Source organism: Franconibacter sp. IITDAS19, from assembly GCF_023079515.1.
Taxonomy (GTDB): Bacteria; Pseudomonadota; Gammaproteobacteria; order Enterobacterales; family Enterobacteriaceae; genus Franconibacter; species Franconibacter pulveris.
Genome location: NZ_JALJCP010000001.1, coordinates 477085 through 494999, shown reverse-complemented (window position 1 = coordinate 494999; position 17915 = coordinate 477085). Strand labels below are relative to the sequence as shown.

Here is a 17915-nt window from a genome sequence, read left to right as displayed (position 1 = left end):
AACAAAAAAAGCGGCGAGGAATTTCCCCGCCGCTTGAGGCGCCCTAAAATCCAACCGCGTTACTTGCCTTTAATCTCATAAAGCGGCGTCTCGCCTGCAACAACCTGCCCCTGAGCTTTAATGACCAGACCGCCGAAGTCGTCGATATTGCTGCATACGACCGGGCTAATCATTGAACGGGCATGGGTATTGAGGAAATCGAGATCCATTTCCAGCACCGGCTGGCCGGCGGCCACTTCAGCGCCCTCTTCTACCAGACGTTTAAAGCCCTGACCGTTCAGCGCTACGGTGTCGATGCCCATATGAACAACAATCTCCGCGCCTTTTTCTGTTTCCAGGCAGAACGCGTGGTTGGTATTGAAAATCTTCACGATGGTGCCGGCAGCCGGGGAAACAACGGTTTTCTCCGTCGGCTTCACCGCCACGCCATCCCCTACCGCTTTGCTGGCGAACGCTTCATCCGGCACCTGTTCCAGCGCAACAACCTCGCCAGTCACCGGAGAGAGCAGTTCAGCAACCGTGGCGGCGGTAGCGGCCTCCGGAATAACCTGCGGTTTAACCCCTGCAGCAGGCGCTACAGACGCGCTGGCTGCAGCCGGGGCGGAGGCTGGCACGGCGCCGACCGTTTTCATCGCGTTCGCGATTTTTTCTGCCATAAAGCCCACGATAATCTGCACGCTGGTTTTATTCAGGCGAATCACGCCCGTTGCGCCAAGGCGTTTCGCCAGCACTTCGTTAACCTGAGCGGAGTCTTTTACGGTCAGACGTAAACGCGTAATGCAGGCGTCAATGCCGGTGAGGTTATCAGAGCCGCCGATAGCCGCGACATACTGACGCGCAAGACCGGTGACATCCTGGTCTTTATTGCCGCTGACGTTAACATCTTCGCCGTCTTCTTCGCTTCCGGCTACCGCCAGTTCACGGCCCGGCGTCATCAGATTGAATTTGGTGATGGTAAAGCGGAACACCAGGTAATAAATAACGAAGAACACCAGACCCTGCGGGATCAGCATGTACCAGTGTGTGGCCAGCGGGTTACGTGAAGAAAGCACCATATCCACAAGCCCGGCGCTAAAGCCGAAGCCAGCAATCCAGTGCATGGTCGCCGCGATAAACACGGAGATACCAGTCAGAATGGCGTGCAGCACATAAAGCACCGGCGCTACGAACATGAAGGAGAACTCCAGCGGTTCAGTGATGCCAGTGAAGAAGGCCGCAAACGCGCCCGCCATCATAATACCCAGCACTTTAGCCTTGTTTTCCGGACGTGCGCAGTGGTAAATCGCCAGCGCCGCGCCTGGCAGACCAAACATCATGATCGGGAAGAAGCCCGCCTGATAGCGGCCGGTAATGCCGACAACCGCCTTCCCGGCTTCGATAGACTGCGCGCCGCCAAGGAAATTCGGGATGTCGTTAATACCGGCTACGTCGAACCAGAACACGGAGTTCAGCGCGTGGTGCAGGCCAACCGGGATAAGCAGACGGTTGAAGAAAGCGTAAACGCCTGCGCCAACAGAACCGAGTTTCTGGATATGCTCGCCGAAGTTCACCAGGCCATCAAACACCACCGGCCAGATGTACATCATGATGAAAGCGACCACGATCATCACAAATGAAGTCAGAATCGGCACCAGGCGGCGACCGCTGAAGAACGAAAGCGCTTTGGGCAGTTCGACGGCGCTGAAACGGTTATAGAGTTCGGCCGCGATAATGCCGACCATAATGCCAACAAACTGGTTTTTGATTTTGCCAAACGCCGCTGGCACCTGGTCCGCCGGGATTTTCTGGATCATGGCGACAGCCGCAGGCGAGCAGAGCGTAGTTAAAACGAGGAATCCGACAAAGCCGGCCAGCGCAGCCGCGCCGTCTTTATCTTTAGACATGCCATACGCTACACCGACCGCGAACAGCACGCCCATATTGTCGATGATTGCGGAACCGGACTGGATAAAAAACGCGGCCAGCGCGTTGCTTCCACCCCAACCGGTAGGGTCAATCCAGTACCCTACCCCCATCAAAATTGCTGCGGCAGGCAGCGTAGCCACGGGCACCATCAGCGCCCGGCCTACGTTTTGCAAATAACCTAGAATACTCACTTTATTCCCCCTATGAGGCCCCGATGAGGCTCGTCAAAGCAGTGTTTTTATAATACGACCCACCCTGATTAAGCGGCGACGCTTCACTTCACCTGTGGAGTGTGTGAAAAATTAATTCGCCTCGCAAATTAAAAGGGTGCTGTTTGTGATTTTTATCACCAAAATTTGCTTTATCATTTCCCCTTTACTGGCTAACTCGCAAAACTTATTTTATCATTCGAAAAATCAGGACGGATTGATCCCTGAGCCCGATGAATATGGTTTACCCTTACTTTATCCCGCTTTCAATCCGCGCCATTTATGACTTACAACTTACGAGGTGAATGATGAGACTGATCCCCCTGGCTACCGCACAGCAGGTCGGCAAATGGGCAGCACGCCATATTGTTAAGCGCATCAACGCATTTAACCCAACCGCCGATCGCCCGTTCGTGCTGGGCCTGCCGACCGGCGGCACGCCGCTCGAAGCCTATAAAGCGCTGGTAGAGATGCATAAAGCGGGCCAGGTGAGTTTTAAACATGTGGTCACCTTTAACATGGATGAATATGTCGGCCTGCCGAAAGAACATCCGGAAAGCTACCACAGCTTCATGCACCGTAATTTCTTTGATCATGTTGATATTCCTGCTGAAAATATCAACCTTCTTGATGGCAATGCGCCTGATGTTGACGCAGAATGTCGCCGTTATGAAGAGAAAATTCGCGCCTATGGCAAAATTCATCTCTTTATGGGCGGCGTTGGCAACGATGGACACATTGCTTTTAACGAGCCGGCCTCGTCACTCGCGTCCCGTACTCGCATTAAAACCCTGACGCATGACACCCGCGTGGCAAACTCCCGCTTCTTCGGCGGCGATGTAAACCAGGTGCCGAAATACGCGCTCACCGTGGGCGTCGGCACGCTGCTGGATGCCGAAGAAGTGATGATCCTGGTGCAGGGGCATGTGAAAGCGCAGGCGCTGCAGGCGGCGGTCGAAGGCAACGTAAACCATATGTGGACGATTAGTTGCCTGCAACTGCATCCGAAAGCGGTCGTGGTTTGCGATGAGCCGTCCACCATGGAGCTGAAGGTGAAGACACTGAAATACTTCACTGAGCTCGAAGCTGAAAATATTAAAGATCTTTAAGCGCATTTACACCGGGGGTCACTATGTATGCCTTAACCCACGGCCGGATTTTCACCGGCCATGAAATTCTGGACGACCATGCGGTAATTATCGCGAATGGCCTTATCGAGCGCGTTTGCCCGCAGGCGGAATTACCGGTCGGCATTGAGCAACGCGACGCCGGTGGCGCCATCATTGCCCCCGGTTTTATTGATGTGCAGTTAAACGGCTGCGGCGGCGTGCAGTTCAACGATACCGCCGAAGCCATCAGCGTCGAGACGCTGGAAATTATGCAGAAAGCAAACGAGAAATCGGGCTGCACCAGCTATCTGCCGACGTTGATTACCGCCAGCGACGATCTGATGAAACAGGGCGTGCGCGTAATGCGTGACTATCTGGCGAAAAATAAAAACCAGGCGCTCGGCCTGCATCTGGAAGGTCCATGGCTGAACATCGTCAAAAAAGGCACCCATAACCCAGCTTATGTGCGCAAACCTGACCAGGCGCTGGTTGATTTTCTGTGCGAGAACGCCGATGTCATTACCAAGCTGACGCTCGCGCCGGAAATGGTCGAACCGGAAGTGATTCGCCAGCTTGTCGCGGCGGGCATTGTCGTCTCCGCAGGCCACTCCAACGCCACGCTGAAAGAAGCCAAAGCGGGTTTTCGCGCCGGCATCAGCTTCGCCACGCATCTGTTTAACGCCATGCCTTATATTACCGGTCGCGAGCCGGGCCTGACCGGGGCGATTTTCGATGAGCCTGATTTATACTGCGGCATTATCGTCGACGGATTGCATGTCGATTTCGCCAACGTTCGCACCGCGAAAAAGGTAAAAGGCGACAAGCTTTGTCTGGTGACAGACGCAACCGCACCCGCGGGCGCGAATATTGATGAGTTCATTTTTGCTGGCAAAACCATATACTTCCGTAATGGGCTGTGCGTAGACGAGAACGGGACCCTGAGCGGTTCCGCGCTGACGATGATCGAAGGCGTGCGCAACCTGGTCGAGCATGTCAACATCGCGCTGGATGAAGCGCTGCGCATGGCGACCCTTTACCCGGCCCGCGCTATGGGCGTGGATAAGACGCTAGGGACAATCGAAGCCGGAAAAGTGGCTAACCTGACCGTCTTTACCCGCGATTATAAAATCACCCGGACTCTCGTTAACGGCAACGAGGTCTTTACTGAGTAAGAACAGGCATGACAACTGGCGGACAGGCTCAAATAGGTAACGTTGATCTGGTAAAACAGCTTAACAGCGCGGCGGTTTACCGCCTTATCGATCAACACGGACCTATCTCGCGTATTCAGATAGCGGAACAGAGCCAGCTTGCACCCGCCAGCGTCACCAAAATTACTCGCCAGCTTATTGAGCGCGGCCTTATCAAAGAAGTCGATCAACAGGCTTCCACCGGGGGCCGCCGCGCTATCTCCATTATTACCGAGACGCGCCCCTTTCATGCCATAGGGGTGCGCCTTGGCCGTAACGACACCACCCTGACGCTATACGACCTGAGCAGCAAAGTGGTGGCGGAAGAGCATTATCCTCTGCCTGAACGCACCCAGGAGACGCTGGAGCATGCGTTGCTCAATACCATTGCGCTGTTTATCGAAACGCAGCAGCGTAAAATTCGCGAGCTTATCGCTATCTCCATTATCCTGCCCGGCCTCGTGGATCCGGAAAGCGGCGTAATCCGCTATATGCCTCATATTCCCGTGCAGAACTGGGCGCTGGTAGAGGCGCTGGAAAAGCGGTTTAACGTGACTTGTTTTGTCGGTCACGATATCCGCAGCCTGGCGCTGGCCGAGCACTACTTCGGTGCAAGTCAGGATTGCGAAGATTCCATTTTAGTGCGCGTTCATCGCGGCACAGGCGCAGGCATTATCTCAAATGGCCGCATTTTTATTGGCCGTAACGGCAATGTCGGCGAAATCGGCCATATTCAGGTCGATCCGCTCGGCGAGCGCTGCCACTGCGGCAACTTCGGCTGTCTTGAGACGGTGGCGGCAAATGCCGCCATCGAACAGCGCGTGCGTCATTTGCTGGAGAAAGGCTATCAGAGCCGCGTCACGCTTGATGAATGCACTATCAAAGCCATCTGCAAAGCCGCCAATAAAGGCGATGAACTGGCCTGCGAAGTGATTGAACAGGTAGGCCGCCATCTCGGAAAAACTATCGCTATCGCTATCAATCTTTTCAACCCGCAAAAAATCGTCATCGCGGGTGAGATTGTCGAAGCGGAAAAAATTCTGTTGCCTGCGATTGAAAGCTGCATCAATGCCCAGGCGCTGGCGGCGTTTCGTAAGAATTTGCCGGTAGTGCCTTCCACGCTGGATCACCGTTCGGCCATCGGCGCCTTTGCGCTGGTGAAACGGGCCATGCTTAACGGTATGTTATTGCAGCGTTTGCTTGAAAGTTAACAGGGTTTCAACCTTAACCAGGCTATAGTTACGCCTTTCTTTTCTTTGAGCCAGAGTAGTCGATGACCATCCAGAGCGTAATTTGTGATATTGATGGCGTGCTGATGCACGACAACGTTGCCGTCCCGGGCGCCAGCGAATTCCTCAACCGCATCCTTGAAAAAGGGATGCCGCTGGTGCTGCTGACAAACTACCCTTCCCAGACAGGACAAGACCTGGCTAACCGGTTCGCCTCCGCAGGGATTGATGTGCCGGACAGCGTTTTTTATACCTCTGCGATGGCGACGGCTGATTTTCTGCGTCGTCAGGAAGGGAAAAAAGCCTACGTTGTTGGCGAAGGCGCGCTCATTCACGAGCTTTACAAAGCAGGTTTTACGATAACCGATATCAATCCCGACTTTGTCATCGTTGGCGAGACGCGCTCCTATAACTGGGAGATGATGCACAAAGCCGCTTTCTTCGTGGCTGGCGGCGCGCGTTTTATCGCCACCAACCCGGATACGCACGGGCGGGGGTTTTATCCGGCCTGCGGCGCGCTGTGTGCCGGCATTGAAAAAATCTCCGGTCGTAAGCCTTTTTATGTCGGCAAGCCGAGTCCGTGGATAATTCGCGCCGCGTTGAACAAGATGCAGGCGCACTCAGAGCAGACAGTCATCGTCGGCGATAACCTGCGCACCGATATCCTGGCGGGGTTTCAGGCGGGTCTGGAAACGATTCTGGTGCTTTCCGGCGTTTCAACGCTCAATGATATCGACGCTATGCCGTTCCGCCCCTCCTGGATTTACCCTTCCGTTGCTGAAATCGACATCCTCTAATTTCACCAGCCGCGTGATGCGCGGCTGCCGTTTCATTAACTCCTCCCAATCTTTGAAAAGCGGCGTTCAATAAAAACGCTCTTTAATTGACGATTCGCTAATTTCGCCGCGTTAAACATAACCTTTTTTCATTATTCGCTAATCACCACTGCATTATTTCTTTTCGCAGCGCTAAAGCGCTTGCATTGACCTGGGCGTATACGGCATTTTCTTTAGTAAGCAAGGCGCGCCGCGGCGAGAAAGAGAAAAATGACGCAGCGCGCTGACAACAAACGCAACATCACCGCCAGGGTTAACGGAGAAGTCTATGTGTTCTATTTTTGGTGTGCTGGATATTAAAACTGACGCGACAGAACTGCGTAAAAAAGCGCTGGAGCTTTCACGTCTGATGCGCCATCGCGGCCCTGACTGGTCGGGCGTTTATGCCAGCGATAAAGCGATTCTCGCTCATGAACGTCTTTCCATCGTCGACGTTAACGCGGGCGCGCAGCCGCTCTACAACCAGAAAAAAACGCACGCGCTTGCCGTTAACGGTGAAATTTATAACCATCAGGCGCTGCGCGCCGAATATGGCGACCGCTACCCTTTCCAGACCGGTTCTGACTGCGAAGTTATTCTCGCGCTGTACCAGGAAAAAGGGCCGGAATTCCTCGATGAGCTGCAGGGCATGTTCGCCTTCGCCCTTTATGACAGCGAGAAAGACGCTTACCTGATTGGCCGCGACCATATCGGCATCATCCCGCTGTATATGGGTTATGACGAGCACGGCAACCTTTACGTCGCCTCCGAAATGAAGGCGCTGGTGCCGGTATGCCGCACCATCAAAGAGTTTCCGGCGGGCAGCTACCTGTGGAGCCAGGATGGCGAGATTCGCCCTTACTATACCCGCGACTGGTTCGAATACGACGCCGTCAAAGACAACGTGACCGACAAAGCGGAACTGCGCCAGGCACTGGAAGATTCCGTTAAAAGCCATCTGATGTCTGACGTGCCTTACGGCGTACTGCTTTCCGGCGGCCTGGACTCCTCGGTTATTTCCGCCATCACCAAGAAATTCGCCGCGCGTCGCGTGGAAGATCAGGAGCGTTCCGAAGCCTGGTGGCCGCAGCTGCACTCCTTCGCTGTGGGCCTGGAAGGTTCACCGGATCTGAAAGCCGCGCAGGAAGTGGCTAATCACCTCGGTACCGTGCACCATGAAATTCATTTCACCGTGCAGGAAGGCCTGGACGCAATTCGCGACGTGATTTATCACATCGAAACGTATGATGTGACGACCATCCGCGCGTCCACGCCGATGTACCTGATGTCCCGTAAAATCAAAGCCATGGGCATCAAGATGGTGCTTTCCGGCGAAGGGTCAGATGAAGTGTTCGGCGGTTACCTCTATTTCCACAAAGCGCCGAACGCCAAAGAGCTGCATGAAGAGACCGTACGTAAGCTTCAGGCGCTGCATATGTTTGACTGCGCCCGCGCCAACAAAGCGATGTCCGCCTGGGGCGTGGAAGCCCGCGTGCCCTTCCTCGACAAGAAATTCCTGGATGTGGCGATGCGCATCAACCCGCAGGACAAAATGTGCGGCAACGGCAAAATGGAAAAACATATTCTGCGTGAATGCTTTGAGTCTTATCTGCCGGCGAGCGTGGCGTGGCGTCAGAAAGAGCAGTTCTCCGACGGCGTGGGTTACAGCTGGATCGACACCTTAAAAGAGGTCGCGGCGCAGCAGGTTAGCGACCAGCAGATGGAAACGGCGCGATTCCGCTTCCCTTACAACACGCCTTCGTCTAAAGAAGCGTATCTTTACCGTGAAATCTTTGAAGAGCTCTTCCCGGTGCCGAGCGCGGCAGAGTGCGTTCCGGGCGGTCCGTCTGTCGCCTGCTCTTCTGCTAAAGCGATTGAATGGGATGAAGCGTTCAAAACGATGAACGATCCATCAGGCCGCGCGGTAGGCGTTCACCAGTCCGCTTATAAGTAAGCGAAAAAACCTTCATAACGGGCCTCTCAAGGGCCCGTTTTTTTTTCGCAGCTTTCGGGCAGCGGCCTTCTCTTTTTTATTCTCTGTACTGATAAATAAACAATAATTGCCGAATATTGCGTCAAGCTGTTCGCAAGCTAGTCAAACAGTCACATTCAGGCTATTTTCACCAAAAAAGGTGTTGACGCTGCCAGGCCCAATACGCATAATGCGCCCCGCAACGCCGATAAGGTAACGCGAAAAAAGATGGCTACGTAGCTCAGCTGGTTAGAGCACATCACTCATAATGATGGGGTCACAGGTTCGATTCCCGTCGTAGCCACCATCTTTTTTGCGGGAGTGGCGAAATTGGTAGACGCACCAGATTTAGGTTCTGGCGCCGCAAGGTGTGCGAGTTCAAGTCTCGCCTCCCGCACCATTTCCGTTAAGCGTTGCACGGATGGGGTATCGCCAAGCGGTAAGGCACCGGTTTTTGATACCGGCATTCCCTGGTTCGAATCCAGGTACCCCAGCCATTTTTCTTCGACTCTTGCGTTTCAAACGCGTTAGTCGTTGGGGTATCGCCAAGCGGTAAGGCACCGGTTTTTGATACCGGCATTCCCTGGTTCGAATCCAGGTACCCCAGCCAGTCGATGCAGGCTGGTAAAGCAACACAATTTGGCTACGTAGCTCAGCTGGTTAGAGCACAGCACTCATAATGCTGGGGTCACAGGTTCGATTCCCGTCGTAGCCACCATTTTCTTGGGGTATCGCCAAGCGGTAAGGCAGTGGATTCTGATTCCACCATTCCGAGGTTCGAATCCTCGTACCCCAGCCATATTAAAAGACGTCCAGGAAACTGAACGCACCCTGTTGGGGTATCGCCAAGCGGTAAGGCAGCGGATTCTGATTCCGCCATTCCGAGGTTCGAATCCTCGTACCCCAGCCACTTATTAAAAAGCCCGCTTTTGCGGGCTTTTTGCTTTTCTGCGTTTGTGGCTGTCACATGGTTAGGTTAACCCATAAATTCTGTTGTTTCGCTTGCCACTCTCCTCCGCCAACGCGGAGGGAGCACATGCACAAAAAAAGTATGTTGTAACTAAGAGTCGTCAGGTTACGATAACCCCAGCGCATATTTCAGTGCCTGCCGCTTCAGCACGCCGGCACGCTGCGCCGCCATTAGCCCAAGATTTCGCAGCATGCGTACTGGCGGTAAATCATTGCTGAACCCGGCGTAGAAGAGATCCATACCGCTTTGCATAATAAAGTTATCAATCTGTCTACGCCGTTCGAAACGCTTAAGCACCGGCTCCGTTGACCAGGCCTCGCCATTGCCGCGTGCATTGATAACCACGTCCAGCAGCGCTTCAACATCGCGATACCCCAGGTTCACTCCCTGCCCTGCCAGCGGGTGAATGGTATGCGCCGCATCGCCAATCAACGCCAGACCAGGCTGGACATAATGCAGGGCATGGCGACGAGTCAGCGGAAAAGCGCCGCTGGCGACAGGCGTCACTTTACCAAGGCGGGCGGGAAATGATTTTTCGATTTCCCGCTGCAACTGCGCCATACCCAGCGTTTGCAGCTGGCGGATCCGCGCCGGGCGGTCGTACCAGACCAGCGAAGCCCAGTTATCAAATAACGGCAAAAAGGCATGCGGTCCGTCGGGCGTAAACTGCTGCCAGGTGCTCTCTCCCGGCGCTGCTTCGCACTGAACGGTTATCAGCATGCAAGCCTGATGGTAATGCCAGGCATGTAAACCAATGCCTGCCCATTTGCGCACCTGGGAGTTAGCGCCATCGGCGCCGATGACCAGCTTTGCGTCGAGCGCAAGCCCATCTGCCAGCGTCAGTTCATACCCTGCGCTGCGCCGACGCATCTGCGTGAGCTGCGCCGGGCAGTAGAGCGTAACCCCGGGGTGCGCCTCCAGCGCTTCCCAAAGCGCACGCTGCAGCACATTGTTTTCCACCATATACCCCAGCTCGGGCAGTTTCAGCTCATCGGCGTTAAACACGACGTGCGCGCTTTCCCACTCCCAGGTTTCAAGCTGCCGGTAGGGGTGGCTTCGCATGGCTTTAACCGCCTGCCAGACGCCGAGACCTTTGAGTAGGTCGACTGAAGCGCTGCTGATGGAAGAGATGCGGATATCAGGCGCGCCTGCCGCATCAAAAGCGGGAGGCGCGGCATGGTCAATCACGGCAACCTGAAAACCATTTTGCGCCAGTCCCAGCGCCGCCGCCGCGCCGACCATGCCTCCGCCGACAACGACGACTTCAATGGGTTGATTTATCATGGGCTTTTATCCTTAAGGTATATCCCTTAAGTTTACCGGATTTTTCGCCGCTGTAAGCGTTCCTGCGCAATACTGGTCACGAACACGCCAAAGCATTACAATACGCGCCCTGCATTCCTGGCTTTAACTGAGCAATGGCAAGTCGATGACAAAAAAACTGCATATCAAAACCTGGGGCTGTCAGATGAACGAATACGATTCATCGAAGATGGCCGATCTGCTGGATGCCACCCACGGCTATGAGCTGACCGATGTGGCTGAAGAAGCGGATGTTCTGCTGCTGAATACCTGTTCAATCCGTGAAAAGGCACAGGAGAAGGTTTTCCATCAGTTAGGTCGCTGGAAAACATTAAAGGAAAAAAATCCGGATGTGATTATCGGCGTCGGCGGCTGCGTAGCCTCTCAGGAAGGCGACCATATTCGCGACCGCGCCCGCTATGTCGATATTATTTTCGGGCCGCAGACGCTGCACCGCCTGCCGGAAATGATCAATCAGGTGAAAGGCACCCGCAGCCCGGTGGTGGATATTAGCTTCCCGGAAATTGAGAAGTTCGATCGTCTGCCGGAGCCGCGCGCTGAAGGCCCAACCGCTTTCGTCTCCATCATGGAAGGCTGCAACAAATACTGCACCTATTGCGTGGTGCCTTATACCCGCGGTGAAGAGGTGAGCCGGCCGAGCGACGATATCATACTTGAAATCGCTCAGCTGGCGGCGCAGGGCGTGCGTGAAGTAAACCTGCTCGGCCAGAACGTTAACGCCTGGCGCGGCGAAAACTACGATGGCACCACCGGCACCTTCGCCGATCTGCTGCGACTGGTCGCAGCTATTGATGGTATCGACAGGATCCGCTTTACCACCAGCCACCCGATCGAGTTTACTGATGACATTATCGAAGTGTATCGCGATACACCAGAGCTGGTGAGCTTCCTGCATTTGCCGGTCCAGAGCGGCGCCGACCGCGTGCTTAATATGATGGGACGCACCCACACCGCGCTGGAATATAAAGCCATTATTCGCAAGCTGCGCGCTGCGCGTCCTGATATCCAGATAAGCTCCGATTTTATCGTCGGCTTCCCGGGCGAAACCCAGCAGGATTTCGAGCAGACCATGAAGCTGATTGCCGAAGTGAATTTCGACATGAGCTACAGCTTTATCTTCTCGGCGCGCCCAGGCACGCCGGCTGCCGATATGGTTGACGATGTGCCGGAAGAAGAGAAGAAACAGCGTCTTTATATTCTGCAGGAGCGCATTAACCAGCAGGCGATGGCATGGAGCCGCCGTATGCTCGGCACCACCCAGCGCATTCTGGTTGAAGGCACTTCGCGTAAAAGCATCATGGAGCTTTCAGGCCGTACCGAGAATAACCGCGTGGTGAATTTTGAAGGCACGCCGGATATGGTCGGTAAATTTGTTGATGTGGAAATCACCGAGGTCTTCCCGAACTCGCTGCGCGGCAAAGTCGTGCGTACCGAAGAGGAGATGGGTCTGCGCGTAGCGCAATCTCCCGCCGCCGTTATCGCCCGTACCCGTAAAGAGAACGAGCTCGGCGTCGGTATCTACCAGCCCTGATTTCCCCGCTTTATCAGACCGTATGCGCATATTGTGCGCATACGGTCATTTACATTCGCTACACTTGTATTCTGCATCCCACACCCAAATATCAGTGCTGTCGCTTGCGCCTTTTTCCCTCGCCGTGAATAATTTCGACAGGGCCTGAGAAAATCAGCAGGCATCATTGTTTACCCTAACTGGCCCTGTGTGACCAAGAGGATAAGTTTGAATATCGAAACACGTGAAATTACGCTGGAACCCGCAGACAATGCCCGTCTGCTTAGCCTTTGCGGACCGTTTGATGACAACATCAAACAGCTGGAGCGCCGCCTCGGTATCGAAATCAACCGTCGCGATAATCACTTCAAACTCACCGGACGCGCGATTTGCGTCAGCGCCGCGACGGATATCCTTCGCCATCTCTACGTGGATACCGCGCCTGTGCGTGGGCAAATCAAAGACATCGAGCCGGAACAGATTCATCTGGCCATTAAAGAATCTCGCGTACTGGAGCAAAGCGCGGAGAGCGTGCCGGAGTATGGCAAAGCGGTCAACATTAAGACCAAACGCGGCGTGATTAAACCGCGTACGCCAAACCAGGCGCAGTACATCGCCAATATTCTCGATCACGATATTACCTTCGGCATCGGCCCGGCGGGTACGGGGAAAACCTACCTTGCGGTTGCCGCCGCCGTGGATGCGCTGGAGCGCCAGGAGATACGCCGTATTCTGCTGACCCGCCCGGCGGTAGAAGCCGGTGAAAAACTCGGCTTCTTGCCAGGCGATCTTAGCCAGAAAGTGGACCCGTATCTGCGTCCGCTCTATGACGCCCTGTTCGAAATGCTTGGCTTTGAGCGCGTGGAAAAGCTCATGGAGCGCAACGTGATTGAGGTCGCCCCGCTCGCCTATATGCGCGGACGCACCCTGAACGACGCCTTCATTATTCTCGATGAGAGCCAGAACACGACCATCGAGCAGATGAAAATGTTCCTGACGCGTATTGGTTTTAACTCCAAAGCGGTTATCACCGGCGACGTCACGCAGATTGACCTGCCGCGCAATATGAAATCGGGCCTGCGTCATGCGATTGAAGTGCTCTCGGAAGTCGAAGAGATCAGTTTCAATTTCTTCCTCAGCGAAGACGTTGTGCGCCATCCGGTTGTCGCGCGCATAGTGAATGCTTATGAAGCCTGGGAAGAGGCCGACCAGAAACGTAAAGCGGAACAGGCCGCCGAACGTAAACGTGAAGCGCAGGCGCTGGCCGCCGGTGCGCAGGAGAATAAATGAGTCAGGTAATGCTTGATTTGCAGGTCGCCTGCGAAGACGCATCCGGTTTGCCGGAAGAAGCGCAGTTTCAGCGCTGGCTGGATGCCGTTATCCCGCAGTTTCAGGAAGAAGCGGAAGTGACGGTCCGTCTCGTGGACGAGGCGGAAAGCCACGATCTCAACCTGACTTATCGCGGCAAGGATAAGCCCACCAACGTGCTCTCTTTCCCGTTCGAAGCGCCGCCTGGCATCGAAATGCCGCTGCTGGGCGACCTTATCATTTGCCGTCAGGTGGTCGAACAGGAGGCGAAAGAGCAGGAAAAACCGCTGGAAGCCCACTGGGCGCACATGGTGGTGCATGGTAGCCTGCATCTGCTGGGCTACGACCATATCGAAGATGACGAAGCCGAAGAGATGGAAGGCATCGAAACCGAGATAATGCTTGCCCTGGGCTTTGACGATCCGTACATTGCCGAGAAAGAGTAATCTGTGCGGCAGTTCGCTGCCGCCAGCGTTTTATGCCGTTGCGGCGCGTTTTGTCCGCCGCTTGCGACACATCCACTAACATGAGAACCTTGAATTAACGCCATGAGCGACGACAATTCACACAGTAGCGACTCACTTAACACTAAAAAGGGATTTTTCTCCCTCCTTCTGAGCCAGCTTTTTCACGGCGAACCGAAAAACCGTGATGAGCTGCTGGCGCTGATCCGTGATTCCGGGCAGAACGAGCTTATCGACGAAGATACGCGCGACATGCTTGAAGGGGTAATGGATATTGCCGACCAACGCGTTCGCGACATCATGATCCCCCGTTCCCAGATGGTTACCCTGAAACGCAACCAGAGCCTGGACGAATGCCTCGATGTTATCATCGAGTCCGCCCACTCGCGCTTCCCGGTGATCAGCGAAGATAAAGATCACATTGAAGGGATCCTGATGGCTAAGGATCTGCTGCCGTTTATGCGCAGCGACGCCGAGCCGTTCAGCATGGAAAAAGTGTTGCGCCCGGCGGTTGTCGTGCCGGAAAGCAAGCGTGTCGACCGCATGCTGAAAGAGTTCCGTTCTCAGCGTTATCACATGGCTATCGTCATCGATGAGTTCGGCGGCGTTTCCGGCCTTGTGACCATCGAAGATATCCTTGAGCTCATCGTCGGTGAAATTGAAGACGAATATGACGACGAAGAGGATATCGATTTCCGTCAACTCAGCCGTCATACCTGGACCGTACGCGCCCTCGCGCCGATTGAAGATTTTAACGACACTTTCGGCACGCAGTTTAGCGACGAAGAAGTCGATACCATCGGCGGTCTGGTGATGCAGGCCTTTGGCCATCTGCCGGCACGTGGCGAGACCATTGAAATTGACGGTTATCAGTTCAAGGTCGCGATGGCTGACAGCCGCCGCATCATTCAGGTTCACGTCAGAATACCGGACGACTCGCCGACGCCAAAACTGGAAGACTAATGGAATGGCCTTTGCCTCATTGATTGAACGCCAGCGTGTGCGTCTGCTGCTGGCGCTGCTTTTGGGCGCCAGCGGAACGCTGGCTTTTTCCCCTTACGATTTCTGGCCCGCCGCCCTGATTTCCCTGATGGGTCTTCAGGGGCTGACGCTTAACCGTCGACCGCTACAGAGCGCCGCCATCGGCTTTTTCTGGGGGTTTGGCCTGTTTGGCACGGGCATTAACTGGGTTTATGTCAGCATCGCGACTTTTGGCGGCATGCCTGGCCCTGTTAACGTCGCGCTGGTTATCCTGCTCGCCGCTTATCTCTCGCTTTATACCGGACTTTTCGCAGGCCTCCTCTCGCGGCTGTGGCCGAAGACAACCTGGTGGCGCGTGGCGATTGCCGCCCCTGTGGTCTGGCAAATCACGGAATTTTTGCGCGGCTGGGTGCTGACGGGCTTCCCATGGCTGCAGTTTGGCTACAGCCAGGTGGATGGTCCGTTGAAAGGACTTGCGCCGCTGCTTGGCGTTGAGGCAATTAACCTCCTGCTGATGGCGGTAAGCGGCCTGCTGGTGCTGGCGCTGCATACCCGCCGCTGGCAGCCCGCGCTGGCGGCGTTTATTCTCTTCGCCCTGCCCTTCCCGCTACGCTATATCCAGTGGTTTACGCCGCAGATCGATCGCGCTGTAAACGTTACGCTGTTGCAAGGGAATATCCCACAGTCGCTCAAGTGGGATGAAAAAGAGCTGCAAAACACGCTTGAGATTTATATGAACGGCTCGCTGCCGCAGATGGGCAAATCGCAGCTGATCATCTGGCCGGAGTCCGCCATTCCCGATCTCGAAATTAACCAGCAGCGTTTCCTGACGTCGCTGGACGAGATGTTGCGGGAACGCAACACTTCGCTTATTACCGGCATTGTGGACGCGCGGCTAAACCCGCATAACCGCTACGATACTTATAACTCCATTATTACGCTTGGCGCAGGTAACGCTTATAGCTATAGCTCTGCCGACCGCTATAACAAAAACCACCTGGTGCCTTTTGGCGAGTTCGTGCCGCTGGAGTCGATTCTGCGTCCGCTGGCGCCGTTCTTTGACCTGCCCATGTCTTCATTCAGCCGCGGCCCTTATCTGCAGCCGCAGCTTCAGGCGCACGGTTTTAATTTAACGGCAGCTATCTGCTATGAAATCATCCTCGGCGAGCAGGTGCGCGATAACTTCCGTCCCGATACCGATTTCCTGCTGACGATTTCTAACGACGCCTGGTTCGGCCACTCCATCGGTCCCTGGCAGCACTTCCAGATGGCGCGGATGCGGGCGCTGGAGCTTGCCCGCCCGCTGCTTCGCAGCACCAATAACGGCGTGACAGCCATTATTACCCCAACCGGTGAAGTGCAGGACATTATCCCGCAGTTCACCCGCGAAGCGCTGACCAGCACCGTTACGCCGACCCGCGGGCTGACCCCTTACGCCCGCTTCGGCAACTGGCCGCTATGGGCGCTTACGCTTATCCTTGGCTTTAGCGCCGTGCTTTATAACCTGCGCAGCCGTAAGCGCGGTTAAGTCCCTCTTCTAAGGCCAGCTATGCTGGCCTTTTTCATTTCTGGCATACGCTTTGCTTATTAACTTCAGACACATTGGCTGATTTGTCCTGCGGCGGGCGCTTGCCCGGGCAACTGCACCAGAGCGGCACAGCCCAGGCACTAAAACAGTGCAAGGCGCTATTTTTGCCTCTGAATGGTGCGGCGCACTTCGCAAAAATAAACAAATAAAGAGCAGATTATTTACATTCAGCCAAGCTAAGTGTTAACAACACAGTTACAACACTGCACGATTTTGTAGCAGAACATAACAACACACCATCACTATTGGGTATCAATGGCGCTTCTGGCGCCACGATAAAGGAGTTGGATATGCAATTACGTAAACTGACCACAGCAATGCTGGTAATGGGGCTCAGCGCAGGCGCTGTGCACGCGCAAGAGGCCGCTACCGGACAGAGCACGCTGGATAAAATCAACGCCAACGGGGTAATTGTGGTCGGCCACCGTGAGTCCTCAGTCCCTTTCTCTTACTACGATAATCAACAGAAAGTGGTGGGATACTCTCAGGACTATTCCAACGCCATCGTTGAAGCGGTTAAAAAACAGCTCAACAAGCCAGACCTGCAGGTCAAGCTCATCCCGATTACCTCGCAGAACCGTATTCCGCTGCTGCAAAACGGCACGTTCGATTTTGAATGCGGCTCTACCACCAATAACCTTGAGCGCCAGAAGCAGGCCGCTTTCTCCGACACCATCTTTGTCGTCGGCACTCGTCTGCTGGTGAAAAAAGGCGGCCCGATTAAAGATTTCCCGGATCTGAAAGGCAAGGCGGTGGTCGTGACTTCCGGCACCACCTCTGAAGTGCTGCTGCACAAGCTCAATGATGAGAAGAAAATGGATATGCGCATCATCAGCGCGAAAGACCACGGCGACTCTTTCCGTACCCTGGAAAGCGGACGTGCGGTAGCGTTCATGATGGACGACGCGCTTCTGGCGGGCGAGCGTGCAAAAGCGAAGAAACCGGATAACTGGGAAATCGTCGGCACGCCGCAGTCAAAAGAGGCTTACGGCTGCATGATGCGTAAAGGCGATGCGTCGTTTAAGAAACTGGTAGACGATACTATCGCTCAGGCCCAGACCTCTGGCGAAGCGGCGAAATGGTTCGACAAATGGTTTAAAAACCCAATTCCGCCGAAGAACCTTAACCTGAACTTCGAGCTGTCTCAGGATATGCAGACGCTCTTTAAAGAACCTAACGATAAAGCGCTTAACTAATTACAACCATTAAGGGGCGGGACACCCTGCCCTCTCGATTGACGAATGAAGCCCGGACAGACTATACGTTGGATGGCCGTTCCCCATCCGGCGCGAAAAGAGAGGCTTCTCATCAATCTTCGGGGGTAGCGCTGCTACCCCTCTTT

Annotated in this window: 13 protein-coding genes and 7 tRNA genes; 18 read left to right on the top strand and 2 right to left on the bottom strand. The window is 54.7% G+C overall.

Annotated features, from left to right (window positions below):
* Positions 1 to 59: 59 nt before the first annotated feature.
* Positions 60 to 2096 (bottom strand): N-acetylglucosamine-specific PTS transporter subunit IIBC, encoded by a 2037-nt coding sequence (gene nagE, locus MT962_RS02500; RefSeq protein ID WP_247364456.1) that lies wholly within the window; start codon positions 2094 to 2096, stop codon positions 60 to 62.
* A gap of 326 nt (positions 2097 to 2422) precedes the next feature.
* Between nagE and nagB the strand changes: the two genes are divergently transcribed.
* The 12 genes from nagB (at position 2423) to MT962_RS02440 (ending at position 9339) form a co-directional block, all read left to right on the top strand.
* Positions 2423 to 3223: a glucosamine-6-phosphate deaminase gene (gene nagB / locus MT962_RS02495; RefSeq protein WP_024557170.1), complete on the top strand. Its 801-nt coding sequence runs from the start codon at positions 2423 to 2425 to the stop codon at positions 3221 to 3223.
* A gap of 23 nt (positions 3224 to 3246) precedes the next feature.
* A complete protein-coding gene (gene nagA / locus MT962_RS02490; protein WP_247364454.1) occupies positions 3247 to 4395 on the top strand; it encodes an N-acetylglucosamine-6-phosphate deacetylase in 1149 nt (382 codons plus the stop codon).
* Positions 4396 to 4403: 8 nt separating this feature from the next.
* Positions 4404 to 5624 carry an N-acetylglucosamine repressor gene (locus MT962_RS02485; protein WP_024559700.1) on the top strand — a complete coding sequence of 407 codons (1221 nt, stop codon included), beginning with the start codon at positions 4404 to 4406 and terminating at the stop codon, positions 5622 to 5624.
* Between the two features lie 62 nt (positions 5625 to 5686).
* Positions 5687 to 6439 carry an HAD-IIA family hydrolase gene (locus tag MT962_RS02480; RefSeq protein ID WP_024557173.1) on the top strand — a complete coding sequence of 251 codons (753 nt, stop codon included), beginning with the start codon at positions 5687 to 5689 and terminating at the stop codon, positions 6437 to 6439.
* A gap of 307 nt (positions 6440 to 6746) precedes the next feature.
* Positions 6747 to 8411, top strand: a complete 1665-nt coding sequence (asnB, locus tag MT962_RS02475) for an asparagine synthase B (RefSeq protein WP_024557174.1) — start codon at positions 6747 to 6749, stop codon at positions 8409 to 8411.
* Between the two features lie 248 nt (positions 8412 to 8659).
* Positions 8660 to 8736: transfer RNA gene (locus MT962_RS02470), tRNA-Met, on the top strand.
* A gap of 8 nt (positions 8737 to 8744) precedes the next feature.
* Positions 8745 to 8829, top strand: a tRNA-Leu gene (locus MT962_RS02465).
* 22 nt (positions 8830 to 8851) lie between these two features.
* Positions 8852 to 8926: transfer RNA gene (locus MT962_RS02460), tRNA-Gln, on the top strand.
* A 38-nt stretch (positions 8927 to 8964) separates the two neighbouring features.
* Positions 8965 to 9039: transfer RNA gene (locus MT962_RS02455), tRNA-Gln, on the top strand.
* 31 nt (positions 9040 to 9070) lie between these two features.
* Positions 9071 to 9147, top strand: a tRNA-Met gene (locus MT962_RS02450).
* Between the two features lie 6 nt (positions 9148 to 9153).
* Positions 9154 to 9228 (top strand) — tRNA-Gln (locus tag MT962_RS02445).
* A 36-nt stretch (positions 9229 to 9264) separates the two neighbouring features.
* A tRNA-Gln gene (locus MT962_RS02440) sits at positions 9265 to 9339 on the top strand.
* A gap of 165 nt (positions 9340 to 9504) precedes the next feature.
* On the opposite strand, the gene ubiF is transcribed toward MT962_RS02440, so the two are convergent.
* Entirely contained in the window at positions 9505 to 10683 is a 1179-nt protein-coding gene (gene ubiF, locus MT962_RS02435) for a 3-demethoxyubiquinol 3-hydroxylase (RefSeq protein ID WP_247364451.1), read from the bottom strand.
* Between the two features lie 145 nt (positions 10684 to 10828).
* Here ubiF and miaB point away from each other — a divergent pair, with 145 nt between their 5' ends.
* The 6 genes from miaB (at position 10829) to MT962_RS02405 (ending at position 17769) form a co-directional block, all read left to right on the top strand.
* Positions 10829 to 12253: a tRNA (N6-isopentenyl adenosine(37)-C2)-methylthiotransferase MiaB gene (miaB, locus tag MT962_RS02430; protein ID WP_024559138.1), complete on the top strand. Its 1425-nt coding sequence runs from the start codon at positions 10829 to 10831 to the stop codon at positions 12251 to 12253.
* Positions 12254 to 12460: 207 nt separating this feature from the next.
* Entirely contained in the window at positions 12461 to 13522 is a 1062-nt protein-coding gene (locus MT962_RS02425; protein WP_024559137.1) for a PhoH family protein, read from the top strand.
* Positions 13519 to 13986, top strand: a complete 468-nt coding sequence (gene ybeY, locus MT962_RS02420; protein ID WP_024559136.1) for an rRNA maturation RNase YbeY — start codon at positions 13519 to 13521, stop codon at positions 13984 to 13986. Before MT962_RS02425 ends, ybeY begins: the two co-directional genes overlap by 4 nt.
* A gap of 102 nt (positions 13987 to 14088) precedes the next feature.
* The gene (gene corC / locus MT962_RS02415) at positions 14089 to 14967 is read left to right on the top strand and encodes a CNNM family magnesium/cobalt transport protein CorC (RefSeq protein WP_024559135.1); all 879 of its coding nucleotides are present in this window, start codon (positions 14089 to 14091) and stop codon (positions 14965 to 14967) included.
* A 4-nt stretch (positions 14968 to 14971) separates the two neighbouring features.
* Positions 14972 to 16513 carry an apolipoprotein N-acyltransferase gene (gene lnt / locus MT962_RS02410; protein WP_247364448.1) on the top strand — a complete coding sequence of 514 codons (1542 nt, stop codon included), beginning with the start codon at positions 14972 to 14974 and terminating at the stop codon, positions 16511 to 16513.
* A 350-nt stretch (positions 16514 to 16863) separates the two neighbouring features.
* Entirely contained in the window at positions 16864 to 17769 is a 906-nt protein-coding gene (locus tag MT962_RS02405; protein WP_024559133.1) for an amino acid ABC transporter substrate-binding protein, read from the top strand.
* Positions 17770 to 17915 lie beyond the last annotated feature (146 nt).

Excerpts from the sequence above, each read along its gene's own strand:
- asnB (WP_024557174.1), top strand. The coding sequence starts at position 6,747 with ATGTGTTCTATTTTTGGTGTGCTGGATATTAAAACTGACGCGACAGAA.
- miaB (WP_024559138.1), top strand. The coding sequence starts at position 10,829 with ATGACAAAAAAACTGCATATCAAAACCTGGGGCTGTCAGATGAACGAA.
- nagA (WP_247364454.1), top strand. The coding sequence starts at position 3,247 with ATGTATGCCTTAACCCACGGCCGGATTTTCACCGGCCATGAAATTCTG.
- MT962_RS02480 (WP_024557173.1), top strand. The coding sequence starts at position 5,687 with ATGACCATCCAGAGCGTAATTTGTGATATTGATGGCGTGCTGATGCAC.
- ubiF (WP_247364451.1), bottom strand. The coding sequence starts at position 10,683 with ATGATAAATCAACCCATTGAAGTCGTCGTTGTCGGCGGAGGCATGGTC.
- MT962_RS02485 (WP_024559700.1), top strand. The coding sequence starts at position 4,404 with ATGACAACTGGCGGACAGGCTCAAATAGGTAACGTTGATCTGGTAAAA.
- nagB (WP_024557170.1), top strand. The coding sequence starts at position 2,423 with ATGAGACTGATCCCCCTGGCTACCGCACAGCAGGTCGGCAAATGGGCA.
- ybeY (WP_024559136.1), top strand. The coding sequence starts at position 13,519 with ATGAGTCAGGTAATGCTTGATTTGCAGGTCGCCTGCGAAGACGCATCC.
- MT962_RS02405 (WP_024559133.1), top strand. The coding sequence starts at position 16,864 with ATGCAATTACGTAAACTGACCACAGCAATGCTGGTAATGGGGCTCAGC.
- corC (WP_024559135.1), top strand. The coding sequence starts at position 14,089 with ATGAGCGACGACAATTCACACAGTAGCGACTCACTTAACACTAAAAAG.
- lnt (WP_247364448.1), top strand. The coding sequence starts at position 14,972 with ATGGCCTTTGCCTCATTGATTGAACGCCAGCGTGTGCGTCTGCTGCTG.